20 protein-coding genes are annotated in these 20791 nt (G+C 34.0%); 5 read left to right on the forward strand and 15 right to left on the reverse strand.

Translation table 11 applies throughout. From position 1 onward, the window contains the following. Positions 1-51: 51 nt before the first annotated feature. Both CFE53_RS02100 and pth2 read right to left on the reverse strand, forming a co-directional pair. Positions 52-711: an endonuclease III domain-containing protein gene (locus tag CFE53_RS02100; RefSeq protein ID WP_148120252.1), complete on the reverse strand. Its 660-nt coding sequence runs from the start codon at positions 709-711 to the stop codon at positions 52-54. Between the two features lie 11 nt (positions 712-722). Next, positions 723-1073 carry a peptidyl-tRNA hydrolase Pth2 gene (gene pth2 / locus CFE53_RS02105; RefSeq protein WP_148120253.1) on the reverse strand — a complete coding sequence of 117 codons (351 nt, stop codon included), beginning with the start codon at positions 1071-1073 and terminating at the stop codon, positions 723-725. A gap of 90 nt (positions 1074-1163) precedes the next feature. Here pth2 and CFE53_RS02110 point away from each other — a divergent pair, with 90 nt between their 5' ends. Beyond that, positions 1164-2288, forward strand: a complete 1125-nt coding sequence (locus tag CFE53_RS02110; RefSeq protein ID WP_148120254.1) for a nickel-dependent hydrogenase large subunit — start codon at positions 1164-1166, stop codon at positions 2286-2288. Here the strand turns inward: CFE53_RS02110 and CFE53_RS02115 are convergent. The 3 genes from CFE53_RS02115 to CFE53_RS02125 all read right to left on the reverse strand — a co-directional run bounded on the left by CFE53_RS02115 (position 2285) and on the right by CFE53_RS02125 (position 6361). Further along, positions 2285-3259: a methanogenesis marker 2 protein gene (locus tag CFE53_RS02115; RefSeq protein ID WP_148120255.1), complete on the reverse strand. Its 975-nt coding sequence runs from the start codon at positions 3257-3259 to the stop codon at positions 2285-2287. The two genes, CFE53_RS02110 and CFE53_RS02115, sit on opposite strands and share 4 nt — an antisense overlap. A 375-nt stretch (positions 3260-3634) precedes the next feature. Continuing rightward, positions 3635-4258: a bifunctional precorrin-2 dehydrogenase/sirohydrochlorin ferrochelatase gene (locus tag CFE53_RS02120; RefSeq protein ID WP_148120256.1), complete on the reverse strand. Its 624-nt coding sequence runs from the start codon at positions 4256-4258 to the stop codon at positions 3635-3637. Positions 4259-5719: 1461 nt separating this feature from the next. Further along, positions 5720-6361, reverse strand: a complete 642-nt coding sequence (locus CFE53_RS02125) for a MarC family protein (protein WP_148120257.1) — start codon at positions 6359-6361, stop codon at positions 5720-5722. A gap of 315 nt (positions 6362-6676) precedes the next feature. Between CFE53_RS02125 and moaA the strand changes: the two genes are divergently transcribed. Continuing rightward, positions 6677-7579 carry a GTP 3',8-cyclase MoaA gene (gene moaA, locus CFE53_RS02130; RefSeq protein WP_148120258.1) on the forward strand — a complete coding sequence of 301 codons (903 nt, stop codon included), beginning with the start codon at positions 6677-6679 and terminating at the stop codon, positions 7577-7579. Positions 7580-8244: 665 nt separating this feature from the next. Here moaA and leuC read toward each other — a convergent pair. Continuing rightward, positions 8245-9519, reverse strand: coding sequence for an isopropylmalate/citramalate isomerase large subunit (gene leuC, locus CFE53_RS02135; protein ID WP_148120259.1), 1275 nt, complete (start codon positions 9517-9519; stop codon positions 8245-8247). 155 nt (positions 9520-9674) lie between these two features. Between leuC and CFE53_RS06855 the strand changes: the two genes are divergently transcribed. Further along, positions 9675-9830 (forward strand): hypothetical protein, encoded by a 156-nt coding sequence (locus CFE53_RS06855; RefSeq protein WP_172456343.1) that lies wholly within the window; start codon positions 9675-9677, stop codon positions 9828-9830. A 233-nt stretch (positions 9831-10063) separates the two neighbouring features. On the opposite strand, the gene CFE53_RS02140 is transcribed toward CFE53_RS06855, so the two are convergent. Further along, positions 10064-11389 (reverse strand): phosphoadenosine phosphosulfate reductase family protein, encoded by a 1326-nt coding sequence (locus CFE53_RS02140; RefSeq protein ID WP_148120260.1) that lies wholly within the window; start codon positions 11387-11389, stop codon positions 10064-10066. 971 nt (positions 11390-12360) lie between these two features. Here CFE53_RS02140 and CFE53_RS02145 point away from each other — a divergent pair. Further along, the gene (locus tag CFE53_RS02145; RefSeq protein WP_148120261.1) at positions 12361-12759 is read left to right on the forward strand and encodes an HPP family protein; all 399 of its coding nucleotides are present in this window, start codon (positions 12361-12363) and stop codon (positions 12757-12759) included. A gap of 8 nt (positions 12760-12767) precedes the next feature. Then, positions 12768-14015, forward strand: a complete 1248-nt coding sequence (locus tag CFE53_RS02150; protein ID WP_148120262.1) for an adenosylhomocysteinase — start codon at positions 12768-12770, stop codon at positions 14013-14015. Between the two features lie 860 nt (positions 14016-14875). Here CFE53_RS02150 and mptN read toward each other — a convergent pair. The 8 genes from mptN to CFE53_RS02190 all read right to left on the reverse strand — a co-directional run bounded on the left by mptN (position 14876) and on the right by CFE53_RS02190 (position 20697). Then, complete coding sequence (gene mptN, locus CFE53_RS02155) at positions 14876-15745, reverse strand: tetrahydromethanopterin:alpha-L-glutamate ligase (protein ID WP_148120263.1); 870 nt, start codon at positions 15743-15745, stop codon at positions 14876-14878. 229 nt (positions 15746-15974) lie between these two features. Next, positions 15975-16931, reverse strand: coding sequence for a DUF1611 domain-containing protein (locus CFE53_RS02160; protein ID WP_148120264.1), 957 nt, complete (start codon positions 16929-16931; stop codon positions 15975-15977). A gap of 7 nt (positions 16932-16938) precedes the next feature. Beyond that, entirely contained in the window at positions 16939-17640 is a 702-nt protein-coding gene (gene cobI, locus CFE53_RS02165) for a precorrin-2 C(20)-methyltransferase (protein ID WP_172456344.1), read from the reverse strand. A gap of 27 nt (positions 17641-17667) precedes the next feature. Then, positions 17668-17943 (reverse strand): DUF5379 family protein, encoded by a 276-nt coding sequence (locus tag CFE53_RS02170; protein ID WP_148120266.1) that lies wholly within the window; start codon positions 17941-17943, stop codon positions 17668-17670. A gap of 22 nt (positions 17944-17965) precedes the next feature. Next, positions 17966-18211 carry a hypothetical protein gene (locus tag CFE53_RS02175; protein WP_148120267.1) on the reverse strand — a complete coding sequence of 82 codons (246 nt, stop codon included), beginning with the start codon at positions 18209-18211 and terminating at the stop codon, positions 17966-17968. 8 nt (positions 18212-18219) lie between these two features. Then, entirely contained in the window at positions 18220-18630 is a 411-nt protein-coding gene (locus CFE53_RS02180; RefSeq protein ID WP_148120268.1) for a hypothetical protein, read from the reverse strand. A gap of 192 nt (positions 18631-18822) precedes the next feature. Further along, positions 18823-19722, reverse strand: coding sequence for a methanogenesis marker 7 protein (locus CFE53_RS02185; protein ID WP_148120269.1), 900 nt, complete (start codon positions 19720-19722; stop codon positions 18823-18825). Between the two features lie 18 nt (positions 19723-19740). After that, positions 19741-20697, reverse strand: coding sequence for a CBS domain-containing protein (locus tag CFE53_RS02190; protein ID WP_148120270.1), 957 nt, complete (start codon positions 20695-20697; stop codon positions 19741-19743). Between the last annotated feature and the right edge of the window lie 94 nt (positions 20698-20791).

Raw genomic sequence — 20791 nt, forward strand, 5'->3', positions numbered from 1 at the left:
TATTTTAGTTATTATTATAGTTAACTTTAATTTAATTATGATTAACATCAATTATAAAGATTCAATTAACCTCCTACACTCCTTAAATAACGGGCAATCCATACATCGAGGACGTCTCTTTTTACACAGAGTCTTTCCCAACTGTACTATAAGAGCATGATATTCCTTATAGAATTCTACATTTCTCGGAATATTATCTTCAAAAAATATACGTATTTTATCGTAATCCATGTTTTTATCTATCATTCCATATCTGCTAAATATCCTCCTTGTATAGTTATCTACTACAAATATAGGCCTATCTAGACTATAAAGGAGTATAGTATCTGCAGTTTCCTTACCTATTCCTTTAAGGGAGAGAAGTTCTTCCCTTAATCTATGGAGATCCTTATCGCATCTTTTTAACTCCTCTGTACTGCCGTAGTTATTAACTATATACTCTGTGGTACTCTTTAGTCTCCTACTCTTTATATTATAGAACCCTGCAGGTCTGATAAGATCCTTTAATCTCTCCAGGGGCATTTCTAGTATTTTCCTTTCGTCTAGTAAGTTGTACCTCTTAAGGTTATCTATGGCCCTCTCTACATTTCTCCAGGAGGTATTTTGAGTTAGTATGGCTCCAACTACAACCTCGTAGGAAGTTTCAGCAGGCCACCAACCTTGAGGTCCAAAATAGGAGAGGAGTCTATTGTAGATAGCCATAAGATCCATTACAAACCCCTCTACAGTAGTTTCAACCTCCCAGTTATTTTATCTATCCTTTCCTCCCTCTCTGGGCCAATGGCTACTGCGGTACATGTTCCAGGTGTCAGTTGGGTTCTTCCAGCATCTCTTATTAAACTACAGGGCAGTCCCTCTAAACAGGCCTCCCGGAATACCTCCATAAGTTCTTTCTCAGAATTTACTTTGACTACAACCTTTTTCTGTCCCTCCCTTAACCACTTTTCCACAACCTCTGGACATTCCTTCTGGGCCTTTATAAATGCTTCGATGGACGCATGGCATGCCTGAGATGCTATCTTTCCTTTACCCATGTTTAGATCTGTTCTGACAACGATAACCTGCTTGTACATGTTCTCCCTATAATTATAGAAAAGATTTTAATACTATATATTACCTCAAATAATTTTTATCATTATTTATCATTATAAATATGTGGTACTATGTACGAGGGAGAGATTGCTATAGGACCTATCCACTCTTCTATCCTTGAACCCCACAGATTGAGATTATTCATAGAGGACGAGATAGTAAAAGATGCAGAACTTACAATTGGAGTTAATTACAGGGGAGTAGAACTACTGATGGAGGGATTACCTCCAGAGAAGGCTACTATTCTAACAGAGAAGATATGTGGTATATGTTCCCACATCCATCTATGGTGTGCAGTTAGGGTTACTGAGATGGGATGCAATATAGAGGTTCCAGAGAGGGCCAACTATATAAGGGTGATAGTTGAGGAGTTGGAGAGATTACACTCTCATACTTTACTCTTTGGTCATGTTTTCGAGGTATTGGGACATGAAACCATGGCAATGAGGGCCTTCATGATCAGGGAACCTATACTTCAGACACTCTTTGAGATAAGTGGAAGTAGGATCCAGTACTCCTGTCCTATAATAGGAGGGATTAGACCAAGGTGCAATATTCCAGATAAGCGTATTCCCTCTTTAATGGAAAGAATGGATAGATTTGACGAAAAGATGGAGAAACTTCTAGATAGGACCTTAAGGGACCCTCTACTAATTTCCCGTATGAAAGATATAGGTGTAATGGATAGAAAGATTGCTGCAAAGTATCATGCCTTAGGACCTACAGCCAGAGGTAGTGGTATAAGGTGTGATATGAGGAAGATGGGGTACGTACCAGAGTACGACCCCTTTGAGTTTGAGGAGATTCTGCTAGACGATGGAGACGTTCTATCCAGAATACTTGTAAGGATGTACGAGTGTTTTGAAAGTACCAAGATAATAAAGCAGGCATTAAAAGGTCTCTACCATCTACCTGAGAAGTTTTACAATCCCAAGTATGAAATAACAGAGTTTAAACCTATAGATACTTACAATGAAGCCCAGAGAGGGCAGGTATACTACTCCTACGGTGTGAACAGTGAAGGCAGAGTTATCCACTCGAAGGTTAGAACCCCCACAGAGACCAACTTAGCCTGTATGGAGGAGATACTTAAAGGGTATCACGTGTCCGATGCAGAGGTAATTATAACAAGTTGTGATCCCTGCTTCACCTGTTGTGATAGGTCTATAATGGTTATAGAGAAAAGGGATGTTTAACATCCACAGATATACTCCTTCTCAAAGTCAAATAAAACCCCTTTTTCCTCTCCATCTCCTATTACAAGTTTCCTCTCTTTAACTACATCTCCACAAACTTCAGCAGTTATATTAACATCCTCCAGTATCTCCTTGAGAGGTTTCACCTTCTCCTCAGGTGTTGTGAATACAAATCCACATCCAGGGTACATCTTTAACCACTGAACAATTGGAATACCCTCAGGTTTCGGTATCTTCCTTATATCCACATAACCTCCCTTCCTGGACACTTCGAGGAGCATCCCCAAGGTACCTAAAGCACCTGGATTACTTATATCTTTACAGGAGTTAGCCAGTTTTTCTTTTCCAATAATTTCAAGGACCCTTAATTGATCTCTTACAAGTTTTTTTGGTTTCATAGTGGTAGTATCCCAGTTGAGGTTGAATTTTTCATGGACCTTACCATCTAGATCGTAGGCAAAGACTATCTTATCCCCTACTTTTGCACTATCACTCCTTAATATACTATTCTTGTTTACAACACCTGTAATAGAAACATCGAGAATATTGCACTTTGCATCGGGATGTGTATGTCCCCCTACCATAGGAATACCGAACTTATCTATACCGTCTCTTATACCCTTAAGGATCTCTCTACATACATCCCAGTTTTTTACACCGATTATACTTGTCATACCTATAGGTTTACCACCCATGGCTGCTATATCGTTGACATTAACCAGAACAGAACAGTATCCTGCCCACCAGGGATCTACTTCCAATACTTTATCCCATATACCATCTGCAGCCAATAAGATAGCATCCTCACCGTTGATAGCTATTACTGCAGCATCCTCTCCAAAGGTGGCTATTATATCAAATTTGTAGTCTTCATCATTGAAATTAAAATTGGAGACTACCTCTTTTATACTTCTCTTTCTAACAACTCCTTCAAAGTTCCTTATAGAGTCAATTATCTCTTCCAATCTCATAGAACCCCCTATGATGCTTATAATATGCAATGACTTGGATATAATAACTGTCAGTAGAAATTTTATTTCTCTCTTAATTCAGTGTTATTATCTTTATAAATGTTTATTCTAAAATAATTGATAGAACTGTTCCAATATTAAATAAAAAACGTTAATGATTATAATTATAAAAATTATAAAAAATTTAAAATAAAGACTCAAAAAGTTTATTGGTAAAATTTTTGCATAATATTATATTATTTTTGGTAGTGTATTCAGAATATAACTAATTATAACTATTTATTTTATCCCTTCCCCCTAAGGGCATACTTTCCTCAAGATTTAATGAAAAATAGAGACTATACTTAAATCGCTATTTTGAGCATTTTTATCAGCCTATTTTCTATACTTTTCTATTAAATTTAAAAGTTCTTTTTTAAATTCTTTATTTCTAAATACCTCCTCTAAAATCATCCTTCTATCTCTCTGGGATAGAATATGCTCTTTTAAAAAATCTCTTAGACAATTCTGGAGGTCTATCTCGTATCTATGATTTTCTATATAGTTCTCTACCAACTTCCTAATATTTCTCGCTATCAAAGGACTTTTTCCCTGAGTATATACGACAAAGTATATTCCATCTTTATAGCAGTAGGCAGGGATTATAAAATTAATGTCTTTCTCAAATGTGGAAGAGTTTATAAATTTTCTAAATCTCTTGGCTATATTGACGATTCTCCTGTTGTTTTTCTCATCTATAGCGGTTATTATAAAATCATGCTCTTTTATTATCTTCTCAATATCTTCCTCTGTTAGTTCCTCCACATTACAGGTTATAAACTCGATATTACAGATATTTTTATAGTACATCTTTGTTTCTCTATCTATCTCTTCCTTAGTATACAGAGTTATCTTTTCTGGTTCTCCGGATATTATTTTATTCAATCTTCTTCTACCTACCTCTCCAAACCCAAAAATACATACTTTAAAGTCCTTTAACTTAATAAATACTGGTATCATAGTTATCAGATAGAGAGTTTTCAGGTAAGATCTTTATGATTTAGAGATAAATCAGGTACCTAGAAAAATTAATTTTTATGTAATAAAAAATCTTACTTTTCATTAAAATAAGTGTAATAATAATTAGAACCCTAATTAAATATAAAAAATAAAACCCTAATTCTCATCAAAAAAATTCTGATAAGAACAATAATTATTAAAGACCTTAGTTCCCATCAGTAGTGATTAAAAGAATAATGAAAATGATAATCATTTAATAATAAAAATCATGATTAAAATAATCAGTATAGAACTATATAAAAACTATTAAATATTCTAGGATCTTTCTGAACACTTAGGTAAGATAGGAGATCTTATTCTAGTAATCCACTATAGTGGAAGATATTCAGAGGGCTATTCCCCTCCAATCTTCTTTTTAAAATGCTGTATCTAGAATAATAGAAGTTTTTATTTTAAATTCTTTTTATTATTTTTATAATATATTTACCCTAATTCCCATCAAAAAATTCTGATAAGAATAATAATTATAATAAAAGTATAAAAAGATGGTATTAAAATCAAAATAAGAGATAAATAATCTCCTCCTGGGACGCTCTAAGATACTCTATGGAAGTGGAGGAGATCCTTCTTAGCAGGTTGCTATTATTAATTTTGTTAAAAGTATTATATTTTAATAATATTTTAATACCTTAATTCTCACTAAAGTAACGATTTAAATAATAAAAATAATAAAAAAGACTATAAAAAACTTAGTTCCCACTAAGTAGTGATTAAAAGAAGAATGAAAATAACCAATATAAAAATATTAGATATCCTTAGGATCTTTCTGAACCCTTGGATAATATAGGAGATCTTATTCTGAATCCCTGTATTAAAAGGTATTCAGAGGATCATTCTCCTCCAATCTTTTTTTTTAAAATTTTCTGTTTTTTAAACATTTTCTTTATTTTTATTATTTTTATAATTATTTTTATTATTCTCTAAATTATCCTTTTGATGAGAACTAGGGTTTATTAAAGATAATAATAAAAGTATAAAAAAGGTATTAAAATTAGAATAAAGATAATCTCCTGGGACGCTCTAAGATGCTATGGAAGTGGAGTAGATCTTCTTAGCAGGTTGTTATTATTAATTTTACTATCTTTTTTATTATTTTTACCCTATTCCCACCAAAGTTGATAATTAAAAAATTAAAGATCATAAAAACTAAAAAGAAAATTAAAAAGGAATCTTACATGTCTATCCAATGTCCAAATATAAAAATAAAGTGTTATTCTACTTTTTTACTTTTTTGCCTCTCTCTATCAGAATTTTATTCATTTTATTATTTTATTGTTATTACCCTTAAGATTTTTATTATTTTTATTTGATATTTTTTATTATTCTTCTAATCACGGTCTTGATGAGAAGTGGGTTTATTATATTATTTTTTTATTGAATTATTTGAATTGTATAAATAAATTATCCTAACATTCCCGATGAGGATATCAATCCCACTAAACCACTCCATATAATCTCAATGGAGATCGCTCCCAATATTAACCCCATAATTCTCACAATAGCATTTATTCCCGAAGTCCTTAAAGCCATTACTATCTTCTCAGATACGTAGAGAATAAGTATAGATATTCCCGTTGCAAGTAGGATGGAGACTATTATAACTAACTTATCCAATATTCCAGTACTGTGTTCCATAAGTATAATAGTAGTTGTTATACTTCCAGGACCTGCAAGCAAGGGTATACCTAGGGGCACTACTGCGATATCTTCCAACTGTGACATCTCCTCCTTTTCTTTCTGTGTCTGTTTGATCTTAGACATCTTGGCGTGGAGCATATCCCACGATATCTTTAATATCAACAGTCCTCCAATAACTTTAAAGGAGTCTACAGTAATTCCGAAAAAATTGAATATATATTTTCCAAAGAACCCAAATATTAAGAGGGTCAGTACCACTACAATTGCAGCCCTCTTTAGTATATGTATTACCTCTTTCTCTGTGTTGTTGACAGTCCACATATAAAAGAGGGGTGCCAATCCTATAGGATTCATAATAATAAAGAGAGAGGTAAAGGAGTATATAAAAAGGTTGATGTATTCCATACACCTCGCCCTTTGGCTGTATATCAAGATATTGGGATATTAAAATATAATAGAATTTTAATTCCTATTGATACTAGAGTTAAAATTACTTTTACCTTATATATCCTTAAATGAAATTTTTGCCCTTTCCAAGTACTTAGAGGTGTTCTTATTGGGATATTTTTATCTTCTTCCTATATCAATTATTTTATTTTTATTTATTATAATACTATTGGGATAAAAATATTTTTAAACTCCAAAGGTAAAGTATTTTAATTAATTATTACCATATATTAATCAATGTTAATTAACTCCTTAATATGTATTGGGATAGTTATGAAGGATCCTTTCAACAGAGAGATAAGGTCCCTAAGGATATCAGTAACCCCTCACTGTAATCTAAAATGCTTCTACTGTCATAGAGAGGGATATAGAAAATTTAATGGTAGATATATGACACCTGAAGAGATAGGGAAGATCGTAAAAACCTTTTTAGAATTTGGAATCAAAAAGATCAAAGTATCTGGAGGGGAACCTCTCCTAAGGGAGGATCTACCTGAGATAATTGAAAGTATTTCCCACCGTAAGATAAAGGAGATCTCCCTAACTACAAATGGAATACTCCTGAAAAAATACGCTGAAGTATTAAAAGACGCTGGTCTTCATAGGGTTAATGTCAGTTTAGATACCTTAGATCCTGAAAAGTATAGAAGAATAACCACCTACGGAGATGTGGAGTTGGTGAAGGCAGGGATAGAGAGAGCCATAGAGGTGGGACTTACACCCTTAAAGATAAACTACCTTGCAATGAAAAATACACTGGAGGATCTGGAGGATCTTATGGATTACTGTAGGGAGGTTGGGGCTATACTTCAAGTTATAGAACTTATGCCCCTGAATGAAAATTTAAAAAAATACTACGTAGATATTACACCTATAGAGAAGAAAATAGGAGAGATGGCAGATAAAGTAGTTACGAGAAGATCGATGCACAACAGGAGGAAGTACTACATAGGTAATTTAGAGGTGGAGTTTGTCAGACCTATGGATAATACAGAGTTCTGTAGCCACTGTACAAGGATAAGACTAACCTACGACGGATATATAAAGCCCTGTCTCCTTAGAGAGGATAACTTAGTAGATGTACTTACACCTTTAAGGAGGGGGGAGGATATAAGGGAGTATATACGTCAGGGGATACTTAGGAGGGAACCTTACTTTAAAGGGGATAAATATTAAGAAATAATATAATACCTAAATTCCCATTAATAAAAAATAATTATGATAAAAATTACAAAAAATAAAAAACTAAAAAAAGAAATTAAAAAGAAATACCACCTGTTTTTTCACTATACAGGTATTTTAACTTTTATTTATTTAATAATGTCGTATCCACTTTGTAATTCTGGATAAAGATTATTTTCTGGCGTGTTCTCTTTATTTTATTGTTATTTCTCTCAAGATTTTATTATTTTATAACCTTAGTTCCCATCAGTAGTGATTAAAAGAACAGTAAAAATGATAATTGTTATAATAAAAATCATAATTAAAATAATCAGTATAAAACCATTAAACTATAAGGATCTTTCTGATCACTTAGATAAAGATAAGAAATCCTATCTGATATCTACTATATTAGAAGGTATTCAAAGGACTATCCCTCCAATCTCCTTTTTAAATTTTATATTTGATAATGATAGAAGTTTTTATTTTAAAACCTTTTCTTTATTTTATAATTATTTTTATTATTCTTTAAATTATCCCTTTGATGGGAACTAGGGTATTTTATATTATCATAATATTATTATTTTTATTGACCTTCTAATCACAATCTCGATAGGAACTAGAGCATAATATAAAATAAAAAGTAAAACCTATTTTTTATACTCCGTGAATATATCTAATTACAGGTCCCTTGGATCCACCAACTCCCCCTTAACTGCACAGGCTGCCGCTGTAATAGGAGATGCTAAATACACCTCTGAATCCAAGGATCCCTCCCTACCTCTAAAGTTCCTGTTGGAGGTGGCAACACCTACCTCTCCAGGTCCCAAGATTCCATAAAGTGCCCCCATACATGCGGAGCATGAAGGATTGGTTACAACACATCCATACTTGTAGAACTTCTGTATTATACCCTCCTCCATCGCAGCGAGCATCACCTCCCTTGAGGCAGGAGTTACTATAACCCTCACATCATCTGCAATACCTCCATACTCCTCTATAACTCTTATCGCCATCCTTAAGTCCTCCAGTCTTCCATTTGTACAGGAGCCGATGAATACCTGATCTATAGGTTTCCCAGCAACCTCCCTTGCAGGTTTTACGTTATCTACAGCATGAGGGCAGGCAAATACAGGTTCTAAGTCATCTACCTCTATCTCATAAACCTCCTCGTACTCTGCATCCTCATCCCCCTTTATTACCTCGAAGGGTCTCTCCCTTCCATGTCTCTTCATGACTTCTTTAACGTAGTTAATTGTTTTTTCATCAGGTTCTATTACTCCCGTTTTTGCACCCATCTCTATGGCCATATTCGTCATAGTCATCCTTGACGCTATACTCATGTTTTTAACAGTCTCCCCTCCAAACTGCACAGCCTTGTAGGTTGCTCCGTCAAACCCTACCTCACCGATGATATGGAGGATCACATCCTTAGAGGTTACATAAGGTTTTAGATCTCCAGTAATATTGAAGTACAGTGTTTCAGGTACCTTAAACCACAACTCCCCAGTGGCAAATACTGCAGCCATATCTGTACTCCCTATACCTGTTGCAAAGGCACCGAAGGCTCCATGGGTACAGGTATGGGAGTCTGCTCCAACGATCACAGTACCTGGGACAACATGTCCCTTCTCAGGAAGTACCTGATGACATACTCCCTCCCTTATATCGTAGAAGTTCTTTATCCCATGTTTCTTTACGAATTTCCTCATAAGTATGTGGTTCTCCGCGGCGTTGATACTGTCGGCAGGCACCTGGTGATCGAAGAGTACAACTATCTTTTCAGGATCCCAAACCTTCTCTATTCCCTCCCTCTCTAAGGTATTTACAGTTAGTGGTCCTGTGATGTCATGTACCATAGCGGTATCTATCTTTGCCATCACTATATCTCCAGGAGATACAGATCTCTTTCCAGATGCTTTAGCGAGGATCTTCTCGACAAGAGTCATTCCCATGATACTACCTCCGAAGTTTTTATTATTATAATCCTCAATAATAATTAAGATTTTTATAGTTATTTGTATTTCAAAAATTTTTATATTTAAATATTATGCTATGTAGGTAGGAACTATTATTTTATTAAAATTTAATAATAAAGATTGTGATTGAAATGCTAAATCTAACAAAGATTATTGGAGATGAGATTGTTAAAAGATGTGAAGGGATAAAAGGAGTTAAAGGAGTTATACCATCAGTAAAGATAAGTAGAACAAATAGTTCTTGTATCGATGTAGATATAAATGTAGAAATAGAAAAAACTTATTAATAAAGATAATAAAAATTTAAATTTATAAATTAATTAAAGAGGAGGTAAAGAATATTATAAAGGAGTATATCCCTACCAAGTTTAACATTAGTTAATATGTTCTTACCTTGCCCCCTCTCTAGTGTTCAGTATAGGTTCCAAAGATAATCAGCAAGATTTTACTTTTTTATCTATGTACTAACTCTTTATTTTTAAAGATTTCTATTTTTTATTTGCTGTATTCTTTTTTTATCTTATACTTTATTATAATTATTATTTTTATCGAGATCCTTCTTTTTTATTATTTTTAACAACCTCCTCAACTCCACCATCTTTGGAGGAAGTTCTCTCCACCTCCAGAAACCTCTAAGTATCTCATCCATACTATAGTATCTCTTCAAGTAGTTAACCCATCTATTCCAAAGTTCTGGGTAGAGATCTCTTACACGTAAGAACTCACTGTTAAGTGCAGCAGGGCATAGATAACAACCTATCCTCTCAAAACCCCTGTCGTAGAGTGGGTTATAGGGAATACCCTCTAAAAGTATATAACTCCAGACGTCGATGGCGTTCCAATCCAATATAGGGAAGAGATTAACCTGAAAATCTATAAATCTACTCTTTCTCGTATAACTTAACTTAGATCTGGTGAAACTTTCGAATTTTCTCGATCCATCTATTGTCAATACCTTTTTATTTGGATAGTGTTCCATGAAAAAATTTTTTAAAGGTATCAACTTGCAGACACTGTTGCACCATCTGTTATCCTTTGTAGGAATCCCTTCCCTCTCTAAGTGATCCCAGAAGTAATCTCCATCTACTATATGTAAGTTTAAATCGTATTCCTTTGCAAATCTCTTTACGTACTTTAAAGTATCTGGATACTCTAAACCTGTATCTATAAATATAACATCTATATCGGGAATAATTTCCCTTGCAAGAAGTGTGGAAACAGCACTATCCTTCCCACCACTGAAAGAGGTATTTATTATATATCCTTTCTCCTTATATCTCTCTATGTATCTTTTAAGGATAGTCTTGGAATACTCTAAAAGGCGATTTATTCTCTCTCTATTCTTTTCTAAGTACTCCTCTATTTTTTTAATGTAAATATCTTTTTTCTTTCTTTTTAAATCTTTCAATTTAATGCCCTTCTCTCTTTTTACACCAACACCTATGAAATCTCCCATCTCCACTCCTACGAAGTTATTACATTCTTTAACAATCTCTAGATATTCTCTGGGATTCTCTACATAATCTTCTTTTAGATATTTGCCCTTTAGTCTCCTCTTTGTAGGTTTTAAGTGGATTTTTTTAGAGTCTATAAGTTGGTAGTAGTAAGGTGTAGGTGTAAATTTCCAGTCTAAATCCAGAAGGTTAAACTCCAATATCCCTATTTGAGTGTTCTCATCAATATATACTCTTTTCCTATAGTCCATACCAGGGAGTTTTTCTAGGAGTATTAAATCATCGTATTGGAGATTTAAATCTGTCAATCTGTTGATAACGTCTATCTCGTACTTAGAGGCGAACTTTGTATCCTCTTTAAACCTTGAGATGAGATAACCTTTTCTGTTCATTGGGATCACATCATAGTTTAGAATTGTCTGTATACTTAAGAATTGTAGTCATGAACATAATTTTTTAAATTATAATAAAAATAATATAATACCCTAATTCCCATCAAAAAATTCTAATAAGAATAACAATAATTATAAAAAATAAAAATATAAAAAGAAGTATTAAAATTATTGAAATTAAAACAAGAGATAAATAATTTCTCCTGGAATGCTCTAAGATACTGTAGGGATAAAACAGATCCTCCCTAACAGTCTGCTATTATTATCCATATTTTAATATTTTCTCAGTCTTCTTTATTATTTTTTTATTATCTAAATCTTACTTTGATGGAAATTAAGGTTTATTTTATTACTCCTCTTAAGATTTTTATTATTTTTTTATTATGATAATCATTTTTATTATTATTTTTTTAATCACAATCTTGATGGGAACTGGGGTTAATATAATAAATAAAAAAGGTAAAAAACTTCTAAAAGAAGGTTAGGGAAAATTCTACACTACCTTTTCAGTGCTAATGGAGTTCAGGGGTTAAAGTTTATTTTGATTACTATATTCTTTAATTAAATATTAACAGTTTTAAGATTCTTATCTTTTAATTTTTTTCTACTTTTTATAATTCTTTTTTATTCGATCCTCATAGTTATTTTAAACTTAAAATTTTATTCATAACTATAAAATAGATGATAAAATATAAAAAAAGATAAAAAACCCTCAATTACCTTTCTCTGGCTATTCCTAGAACCTTGAAGGTGGAACTCTTATTATTTTAGAGGGTTTTATCCACAGACTAATGGAGACAATACCTAAAAGTTAGTAGGGTTTCAAATTATTTACCTTCTAATACTTACATATATCGGGGAATACAACACTATATAATTTTTTAATTTATATAAAAATAAGATTAAGATTTTATATAATACTCACCTTATTATACTAATGATTATATCAATAACACATTAGGGTGATAAATTTGATATCAAAGTACGTTGTTAGAGATGTAATGACTAGAGGAATCTACGAAGTATTTTTAGATACACCTCTAAGAGAGATAATAAAAACCATGGGCGAAAACAACATATCTTCTGTAGTGGTAACAGATAGAGAAGGTACATACTGGGGGATTATTACAAGTTTAGATGTACTAAAGTATTATACAAAGGATATAGATAACTTAAAGGCTGAAGATATAATGGTTAGTAAAATTATCACAGTAGATCCTCTAACTCCTTTAGAAAAGGCTGCTGCCATAATGGTGGAAAATAGAATACACCATCTATATGTAGTGTCTGAACTTAGGGAGGATAAGATAGTGGGAGTTATCAGTTCAAAGGACATTATCAAAGTGCTCCATAAAGCGCTGGAAGAATAGGTGGAAGAATGAGCAAAATTAGAGATATAAACCTCTACCCTGAGGGGGAGTTAAAGATAGAGTGGGCTAGGAGGCATATGCCAGTTTTGAATCTCATAAGGGAGGAGTTTAAAGTTGAAAAACCATTTAAAGGGCTTACCATAGGGATGGCATTACATCTAGAGGCGAAAACTGCTGTATTGGCTGAAACCTTAATGGAGGGAGGGGCAGAGATCGCCATTACTGGATGCAATCCTCTATCTACCCAGGACGATGTAGCCGCTGCCTGTGTAAAGAGGGGGATGAATGTATACGCCTGGAGAGGAGAGACTCGAGAGGAGTACTACGAAAATCTACATAGGGTATTAGATCATGAACCAGATATAGTGATAGACGACGGTGCAGATCTTATATTTCTACTCCATAGGGAGAGACAGGAACTTCTCGATAAAGTAATGGGAGGTTGTGAGGAAACTACAACTGGAGTTATAAGACTAAAGGCTATGGCTGAGGAGGGAGTGTTGAAGTTCCCAGTTATAAACGTAAATGATGCCTATACAAAACACCTCTTTGATAACAGGTATGGAACAGGACAGAGTGCCATGGATGGTATTATAAGAACTACAAACCTTCTAATTGCTGGGAAGAATGTGGTAGTGGCTGGATACGGTTGGTGTGGTAGAGGAGTTGCAATGAGGGCTGCTGGAATGGGTGCAAATGTTATCGTAACTGAAGTTAATCCTATAAAGGCCCTGGAGGCTAAAATGGACGGCTATAGAGTTATGAAGATGGAGGAGGCCGCCAAGATAGGAGATATCTTTATCACTACAACAGGATGTAAGGATGTAATTAGGGCTGAACATATGCTAGTTATGAAGGATGGGGCTATCCTTGCAAATGCAGGGCACTTTGACAACGAGATCAGTAAGGAGGACCTTAGGAGTATCTCCAAGTCTGTTAGATGGGTCAGAAGAAACATAGAGGAGTACGACTTAGGGAATAAAAAACTCTACCTCCTTGGAGAGGGCAGGTTGGTAAACCTAGCATGTGGAGATGGACATCCTTGTGAAGTTATGGACATGAGTTTTGCAAACCAGGCACTAAGTGCCAAGTACCTTAAGGAGAATCATGAAAAATTAGAGAACAAGGTATACAACATACCTTATGAGCAGGATCTACGAATAGCCTCTTTAAAGTTAAAGTCTATGGGTGTCGAAATCGATGAATTAACGCCAGAGCAGAGAAGATATTTAAGTGATTGGAGAGAAGGGACTTAATTTTAGTAAAATTATTAAAAAAAATAAAAATAATAAAAATTAATATTAATAAAGAAAAATATTTAAAAACCCTAATTCCTACTAAAATCCTGATAAGAACAACAAATAATTAATAAAAGAAGGTATTAATGAGAAATAAAGGATCTCTCCTGGGACGCTCTAAGATACCAAATGGAATTGGAGTAGATCCTCCTAACCAGTTGCTGTTATTAATTTTGTTATAAATTATTTTTACTTATATTTTATTTATAACTATAATTTCCATCAAGGCAATGATTGGAAGAATGATAAAAATAATGATTAATAAGCTTTCATTCTCCTAGACTACATTGGACACTAGAGAAACAAGCAAGGTTTCTTTTTAATTTACAGTAAAAATTAATTTTATGTAAATAATATAAAAAATCATAAAAACTAATAAAGAAAATTAAAAAGGTATCTTACTAGTTTATCCAGTGTCCAATATAGGAAGAAAGGGTTATTTTACTTTTATACTTCTATCTATTCAAAATTCTGTTCATTTATTATTATTCCTTTTATAACTTTTATTATTCTTATTATTATACTTCTAATTACTGTTTTGATGGGAGGTAAGTATTTAAAAATAAAAGAGGAAAAAACCTAAAAGTTAGTGATAATAGTCCTTCTGTCTAGTATTCTGATATAAGTAGAGGATAACGATAAAATCCTACTTTTTAATATTGAGATTTTTATTTTTTAATAAAATAGTAATTTAAAAGAATACCAGGGAATTTCCTTTTTTCTAATGTTTAAGAGTATAAGGAGAAACCTTTGCTTCTTTTTATTTTTTATCAACTTTTTTATATTAATTTTATTTTTTATAATATTTTTAAGAAGAATTATATAATACTTACAATATACTCAACTAAACACCTCGTTATATCTACCTTGGAAACCCTCGAGAGTGCCTTCCAAGAGGGCGCTCCATTTACCTCTAACACCTTCAAACTTCCATCTTCATCCTCTATAATATCTACACCACCGTAGAGTATACCCAGGGCTTTTTTGGCTTTTAATGCTATATCCTCTATCTCAGGTGTAACTTCACACCTCTCAGGTCTTCCATTTTGACGTATATTAGTTATCCAGTTGTCGGAGATACGGTACATAGCAGCAACAACATTATCTCCTACAACAAAGGCCCTAATGTCTCTGTACCCTTCTCCAGGTGTATTTATAAATTCCTGGAGGTATATTACTCCGTATTTCTTTTTGTACTCATTTAGAAGATTTAACCTCGTTATAAGGGATTTGTTTTTGAACCTGTATATACCTTCTCCACCGTTTCCAAATATAGGTTTTAAAACACAGTCCTCGAATTTCTCTGCCCATGCCATAGCCTTATGTATGTCCTCAGTTACAAGTGTCTTAGGATGAGGTACATTGTGGATATCCAAAAGTGCAGAGGTTTTGAACTTATTTCCACAGTTTTCTAAGGCCTCAGAAGGGTTTATTACTGGAATATAACGTTCTATGTACTTAATAACATCGTATCTGTAGTAGTTGTTTATATCTCCAAGGTTTCTAACGAATATGGCGTTGAGATCGAGAATATTTTTTCTCTTATATACAAATTTTATATCCATACCTGAATAGTAAGTAATCCCAGAGGGTTTAATATATACTGGTGTGATATTAAGTTCATTCATAGCCCTTTCTAACTCGTAGGTAACCCAATCCCTACTTTCACTTAATATACCTATTTTCATAGTTTCACGTTTATAGTGTGTTAATCCTATTAAAGAGATCTATCCTTTTTCTAGAGTGTTTAAATTTTTTCTATATACTATACTTAATAATCAAAAATCCATTTTAAACATATTTATCAAAAATAAAACAGTAATTTTGAAAATTCTTAAAAAAGTAATTATGTTAAAAATTTTTAATGTATTTTTTCTAATTCTTAACTATTTTTAAATTATAATTATTATTTTAAAACTACAACATATAACGGATACTCTCTATGAACTCCTCTAAATATATTCCCTTAACTGTATCTACTACTGGAATATTCAGCCTTTTGGAGATCTTGTTCAGTATCTCCTCATAACTCTCGCCTAAGTTTTTAAACCTCTTTCCATTTACAGTAATTCCTATTACCTTCCTATTACTTACTAACTCCAAAACCCTTATATGGCGTTCTATCTCTTCCACATTTAAGGTATCAGATGCAAGTATTATGTAATCAGGTTTTGAACCGTAGAGGATAGATAGACTTACAACACCCCCTCCCCTACCAGTTCCTACCTCTAAGGGATCTGAAAATACTCCAGTTTGGCTGGACACTATTATAATATCTTTACCTTCTAAATCCACCTTTTTGATGGCACCAAAAATAGTAGAGGCTACATGACAGAGAGGTATAACTTGGGGGATTATCATCTCCTCCATATTACAGAGTTTTGAATGAGGTTCAGTACCTACACAACCTACCTTGAAGTGTCTACTAAGTTCCCTCTTTAAAATAAGAGATGTGGTAAACTTACCACTCTTCCTCCCAGTGCCCATTACAGTTATTATCCTTCCCTCTATACCCTCTAAACCTAACTTGGCGTAATCTATGTATCTCTGGAATGCCTGAGGATCTGAAGAGTCAAAGTATTCAACGCCGTACTCCTCTGCAGTAGATACCAATCTATGGTTATCACCTACTCTATAGAGTCTTGCCATGTTGTATACGTTTTTACCTCTCTCCATCTCTTTTAATATAGTCTCCTCCCATACCTTTACCTCAGAGGGCCCCAGTATCTCCTTAGTCCATATAAAGGTGTCGTAGTCCTCTTCCAGGTGTTTTTCCTCTCCAAAGTGATAACCTACTATTTTAATATTAGAGAACCTCTCCAATCCCTCTGACACTTTGTTTTTATGGGATAGTTTTGCACACCTTACGATCATAGCATCCCTATATATCTTCCCTTTCCACCCTTTTAATTATAGCCAAGGATAAATAGTGGTTGATATCCTCAAAGTCGATCTCTTCAATCCCCCCCCACTGTATCCTTTCATCCTCCCAAAAACCTTTACTTACTATCCCTATTAGGTATTTATCCCTCTCCTCTTTATCTAATACTCTCTTCAGTATCTCTCCCAACCTCTTCGTCTTCATAACTACGATGGTGTCAAATACCCCTAAACATCTCTCTAAATCTTCACCTCTAGGTAAAATAACCAATTTCTCTCCCCCTTCAACGAGAGGTATATTCAACCTCCCTGCACAGGCGAAGGGAGAGGGTATTCCATTTACGATCTCCACCGGGATATTATCCCTCTTTAACAGTTTCCAGAGGTAGGAGAAGGTACTGTATAAGGTAGGATCTCCTATGGTAATTACCGCCACCTCTCCCTGAGCACTTTTAACAGTTTCAAAAGCTCTCTGATGGTATTTCTTTACCTGTTCCCTATCCCTCATCATTGGAAATAGCAACTCCTCTACAGGTTTTCCCTCTACAATATCCTTTACAATATCGTAGGCTAATGAGGATCTACCCTCCTTGGACACTGGAATAAATATCTTATCTACTTTTTTTAACACCTTTACAGCCTTCAACGTCAATAACTCCCTATCTCCTGGTCCTACTCCTACGCCATAAACTTTTTTTACCATCAAATCACCAGATTTCGAAATAGAGATTTAAAATACTCCGTTGTATGCCAGTATCCAGAATACGATGGCGGTAAAAAAATAAGGTGCTACTCCACATCCAAGCCACTGTTTCTGATTTAAACTATCCTTACCAAGAATTAAGGCTGTAATGTGCCCCACTATGAGAAGTCCAACAGTTAGAAAGATCATGGTTACTATTCCACTGAATATACCAAGGCCTAAGTTATATACATAGTTAGACAGTATTCCAAATACTATGCCACCCAACGTATGGATTATAGCAGATTTTCCTTCCACATCCATATAAACACCTTAAAAAATAAAATTACCTCTTAACTATCTCCTTGATTCTGTATATATCTATAGTTTCTTTAGGTCTCTTACTTCCCTCGGTGTAGGTGTAATCAACCACTACTTCAACCTCCTCATGCACCTGCAACTTATCCCTCTCCCTCAATAGTATATCGCCCTCCTCAAGTAGAAAGGCGAATTTCCTCTTTGTTTTCAATGAACCCCTGTCTATTACTATACTATCTCTCTCCAACTTCAACTCAAGTGTAGAGTAGTGCATACTCTCCCTTAAACGTATATATATACCTTTTTCCCACAGATCTCCAAGGTTTCACATTCTCCATCTGTAGGTTTCTCCTCACATACTTCTATCCAGTCCCTATTTGCAATATCCTGGGATGCTATACTTAGAATATATCTTAACTCCTCATCCTCTGTGTATATCTTGGCCATCGTTTTGTATCTCCTACCTAACAGTGCAATATCCCTCAGTGCCAGTTTAACCTCTGTGAATAGTTTTAAGTATCTTTTAGCATTCTCTATCTGCTCTGGATATCCAGATAGAACAGGGTACTCTTTATCTAATATAGGATCTTTTTTTATCTGATAATCAACTCCACAGGTTTCCATAACTCTAAATATGACAGACTGTGGAACCCCAGGTGGAATAGGTATCTCTACTATATTATCCTTTTCCATAGTATCTCCTACTCAAAAAATATTGGTTGTAAATATTAATCCTAGTTCCAATTGATTAGTTAGTAAAGTGAGTAAACTTATTTATCGTTATTTAGTAGGAATGAGGGTTTTTGTTTCCTATTTTTATTGATTTTTATTATGATTAAGAAAAATAATTTTTAAAATATTAATATATTTTTAAATATTCTAAATTTACCCTATAACCTCTGATGTTGGCTTTATTTTAATTAGAATATAATTCTTCATGTAGGATCTTCTAACCTCTGCTATATCTTTAAGAAGGTACTTTCCAACTTTAACGTTCTCTATCTTCTCATGATAGGTGTCGTAATCTAACTTCACCCTTAAACCATCTAACTGTGTAACTATAGGCATCGGAGACAAAATACCGTATATCTCTTCTACGCTCTTCTCCAGTATGTCCTTAAGTACAACTGGAGGGACTATTGGAGGATCGTAAGAGAGTTCCTCCCTTCTCCTGTTTATCAACTTTGTAATCTCCTCCACCATCCTCTTTAAAGCCTGTCTCTCCTCACTGTGTCTCAACCTCTGACTTCTCCTTCCAAGGTTTCCCACGTAGGGATAGGGAATATCCAACTTTTCAGGCCCCCCAGTTACTACAACAGGGATATCTACATCGAAGAGATGTACCTTATCTTTTAAACAACTTTCAAAGTTGCCCATAACGTATACAGCAATATCGTGCTCCTCGATAAGCCTCTTTTCCCTCTCCTTTATACTACTTATACCTTTACCTGCTCCGTGGGCAAGTCCTATCATGTTGGACTTTGCTCCATACCTTCTTAGATACTCTGCTACATCACAGGCTGTATGAGGTAGATGGTGCCTTGATAAACTTGGAGCGACAACTGCTATCTCGATCCCTGCCAGTGGTGTTTCAACTACCTTCCCCTTGTACTTCTTAGCCTCCCTCTTGAAGTTCTCCAACTCACTTTGAGGAAGTGCCACAGTCATATATACGTCCAACTGCATCACATGTTCCTGGATTATAAAACCACCAATATCTTCAATCCATTCTTTTAATATATTGTTTCTATAAACTCCTCCCTCGTATCTAACGATCTCGTACATCTCCTTCACCTAGAATTTTTAGAAGTCGGATCTGATAGTGATAGTTCCAAATGTCTTCTTACTGTCGTTGAAGAGTGTGACATCGGTGATTACCCTTTGGATTGAGGATTTCTCATCTATAAGGGTAATGTGATCAGTTAGTACTATCTCTTCAAAGGCATACTCATCTATCTTCTTTAATATCTCCCTTATTATATCCATTTCCAATATATTAATCGATTTGGTAGTTATAGAAATATGATCTATAGTATTCCCTGACATCATAATCTTAACCAGAGGTTCCCAGTCCTTAGTTAATGCCTCTATATAGTCCTCCTTTTCAGAGATGATATAGTCCCTACCCCCAAGTAACATAATAAGGTCATCTACAAGATTCTTCAACTTTTCCTTTTTATTTCTGTCATAGAAATAAAAATTAGATATCCTAGAACACTTCTGAATCTTTGCAGAACCTTTGCTGTATATTTTGTAGGTTCTTACAATATCCCCTCTACTTACTATACCTATAAGTTCTCCCTTATCATCTAATACTAACAACCTTCCAATATCCATCTTCGCCATTATCTTCTGGGATTCTGAGGCAGAAGTTTCTGGAGATATAAATACTAATTTATCCTTTGGAGTCATTATGTCCTCAATAGTGGTTTTTTTACCACCTTTCTCCAGATCTCTAAAGGTAACCACTCCAACTAATTTCCCATCGTCATCAACAACTGGATAACCCATGTGTCGGTATTTCTCTATATATTCCTTTAACTTATCGATACTATCGTTCTTGTTGATAGTTATGATATTCCTTGTCATTATATTCTTTACAGGTATTTTCTCTAATACCCTTAAATCGTAAAGTTTTATTAAATCCTCTTCTGCCTCCTTTACAAATAAGGTGATATGGTTGAATATGCTAAATAGGGAGTTCTGTTCTAATCCGATATTGTAAACCCTTTCCACAGTAGATAGTTTTTTAAATAACATATTAACACCATTTTTATTACGATAGTAATATCTTTAAGTATAATATAGTTAATAATTATATAACATTAATGGTATAGAATATCTTTTGAAATAG

Source organism: Methanofervidicoccus sp. A16 (genome assembly GCF_003351865.1).
Taxonomy (GTDB): domain Archaea; phylum AGJL01; class Methanococci; order Methanococcales; family Methanococcaceae; genus Methanofervidicoccus.

What these genes read in the sequence shown, in the direction of transcription:
- CFE53_RS02100 (WP_148120252.1), bottom strand. Translation starts at nt 711, where the DNA reads ATGGATCTTATGGCTATCTACAATAGACTCCTCTCCTATTTTGGACCT.
- pth2 (WP_148120253.1), bottom strand. Translation starts at nt 1,073, where the DNA reads ATGTACAAGCAGGTTATCGTTGTCAGAACAGATCTAAACATGGGTAAA.
- CFE53_RS02110 (WP_148120254.1), top strand. Translation starts at nt 1,164, where the DNA reads ATGTACGAGGGAGAGATTGCTATAGGACCTATCCACTCTTCTATCCTT.
- CFE53_RS02115 (WP_148120255.1), bottom strand. Translation starts at nt 3,259, where the DNA reads ATGAGATTGGAAGAGATAATTGACTCTATAAGGAACTTTGAAGGAGTT.
- CFE53_RS02120 (WP_148120256.1), bottom strand. Translation starts at nt 4,258, where the DNA reads ATGATACCAGTATTTATTAAGTTAAAGGACTTTAAAGTATGTATTTTT.
- CFE53_RS02125 (WP_148120257.1), bottom strand. Translation starts at nt 6,361, where the DNA reads ATGGAATACATCAACCTTTTTATATACTCCTTTACCTCTCTCTTTATT.
- moaA (WP_148120258.1), top strand. Translation starts at nt 6,677, where the DNA reads ATGAAGGATCCTTTCAACAGAGAGATAAGGTCCCTAAGGATATCAGTA.
- leuC (WP_148120259.1), bottom strand. Translation starts at nt 9,519, where the DNA reads ATGGGAATGACTCTTGTCGAGAAGATCCTCGCTAAAGCATCTGGAAAG.
- CFE53_RS06855 (WP_172456343.1), top strand. Translation starts at nt 9,675, where the DNA reads ATGCTAAATCTAACAAAGATTATTGGAGATGAGATTGTTAAAAGATGT.
- CFE53_RS02140 (WP_148120260.1), bottom strand. Translation starts at nt 11,389, where the DNA reads ATGAACAGAAAAGGTTATCTCATCTCAAGGTTTAAAGAGGATACAAAG.
- CFE53_RS02150 (WP_148120262.1), top strand. Translation starts at nt 12,768, where the DNA reads ATGAGCAAAATTAGAGATATAAACCTCTACCCTGAGGGGGAGTTAAAG.
- mptN (WP_148120263.1), bottom strand. Translation starts at nt 15,745, where the DNA reads ATGAAAATAGGTATATTAAGTGAAAGTAGGGATTGGGTTACCTACGAG.
- CFE53_RS02160 (WP_148120264.1), bottom strand. Translation starts at nt 16,931, where the DNA reads ATGATCGTAAGGTGTGCAAAACTATCCCATAAAAACAAAGTGTCAGAG.
- cobI (WP_172456344.1), bottom strand. Translation starts at nt 17,640, where the DNA reads ATGGTAAAAAAAGTTTATGGCGTAGGAGTAGGACCAGGAGATAGGGAG.
- CFE53_RS02170 (WP_148120266.1), bottom strand. Translation starts at nt 17,943, where the DNA reads ATGGATGTGGAAGGAAAATCTGCTATAATCCATACGTTGGGTGGCATA.
- CFE53_RS02175 (WP_148120267.1), bottom strand. Translation starts at nt 18,211, where the DNA reads ATGCACTACTCTACACTTGAGTTGAAGTTGGAGAGAGATAGTATAGTA.
- CFE53_RS02180 (WP_148120268.1), bottom strand. Translation starts at nt 18,630, where the DNA reads ATGGAAAAGGATAATATAGTAGAGATACCTATTCCACCTGGGGTTCCA.
- CFE53_RS02185 (WP_148120269.1), bottom strand. Translation starts at nt 19,722, where the DNA reads ATGTACGAGATCGTTAGATACGAGGGAGGAGTTTATAGAAACAATATA.
- CFE53_RS02190 (WP_148120270.1), bottom strand. Translation starts at nt 20,697, where the DNA reads ATGTTATTTAAAAAACTATCTACTGTGGAAAGGGTTTACAATATCGGA.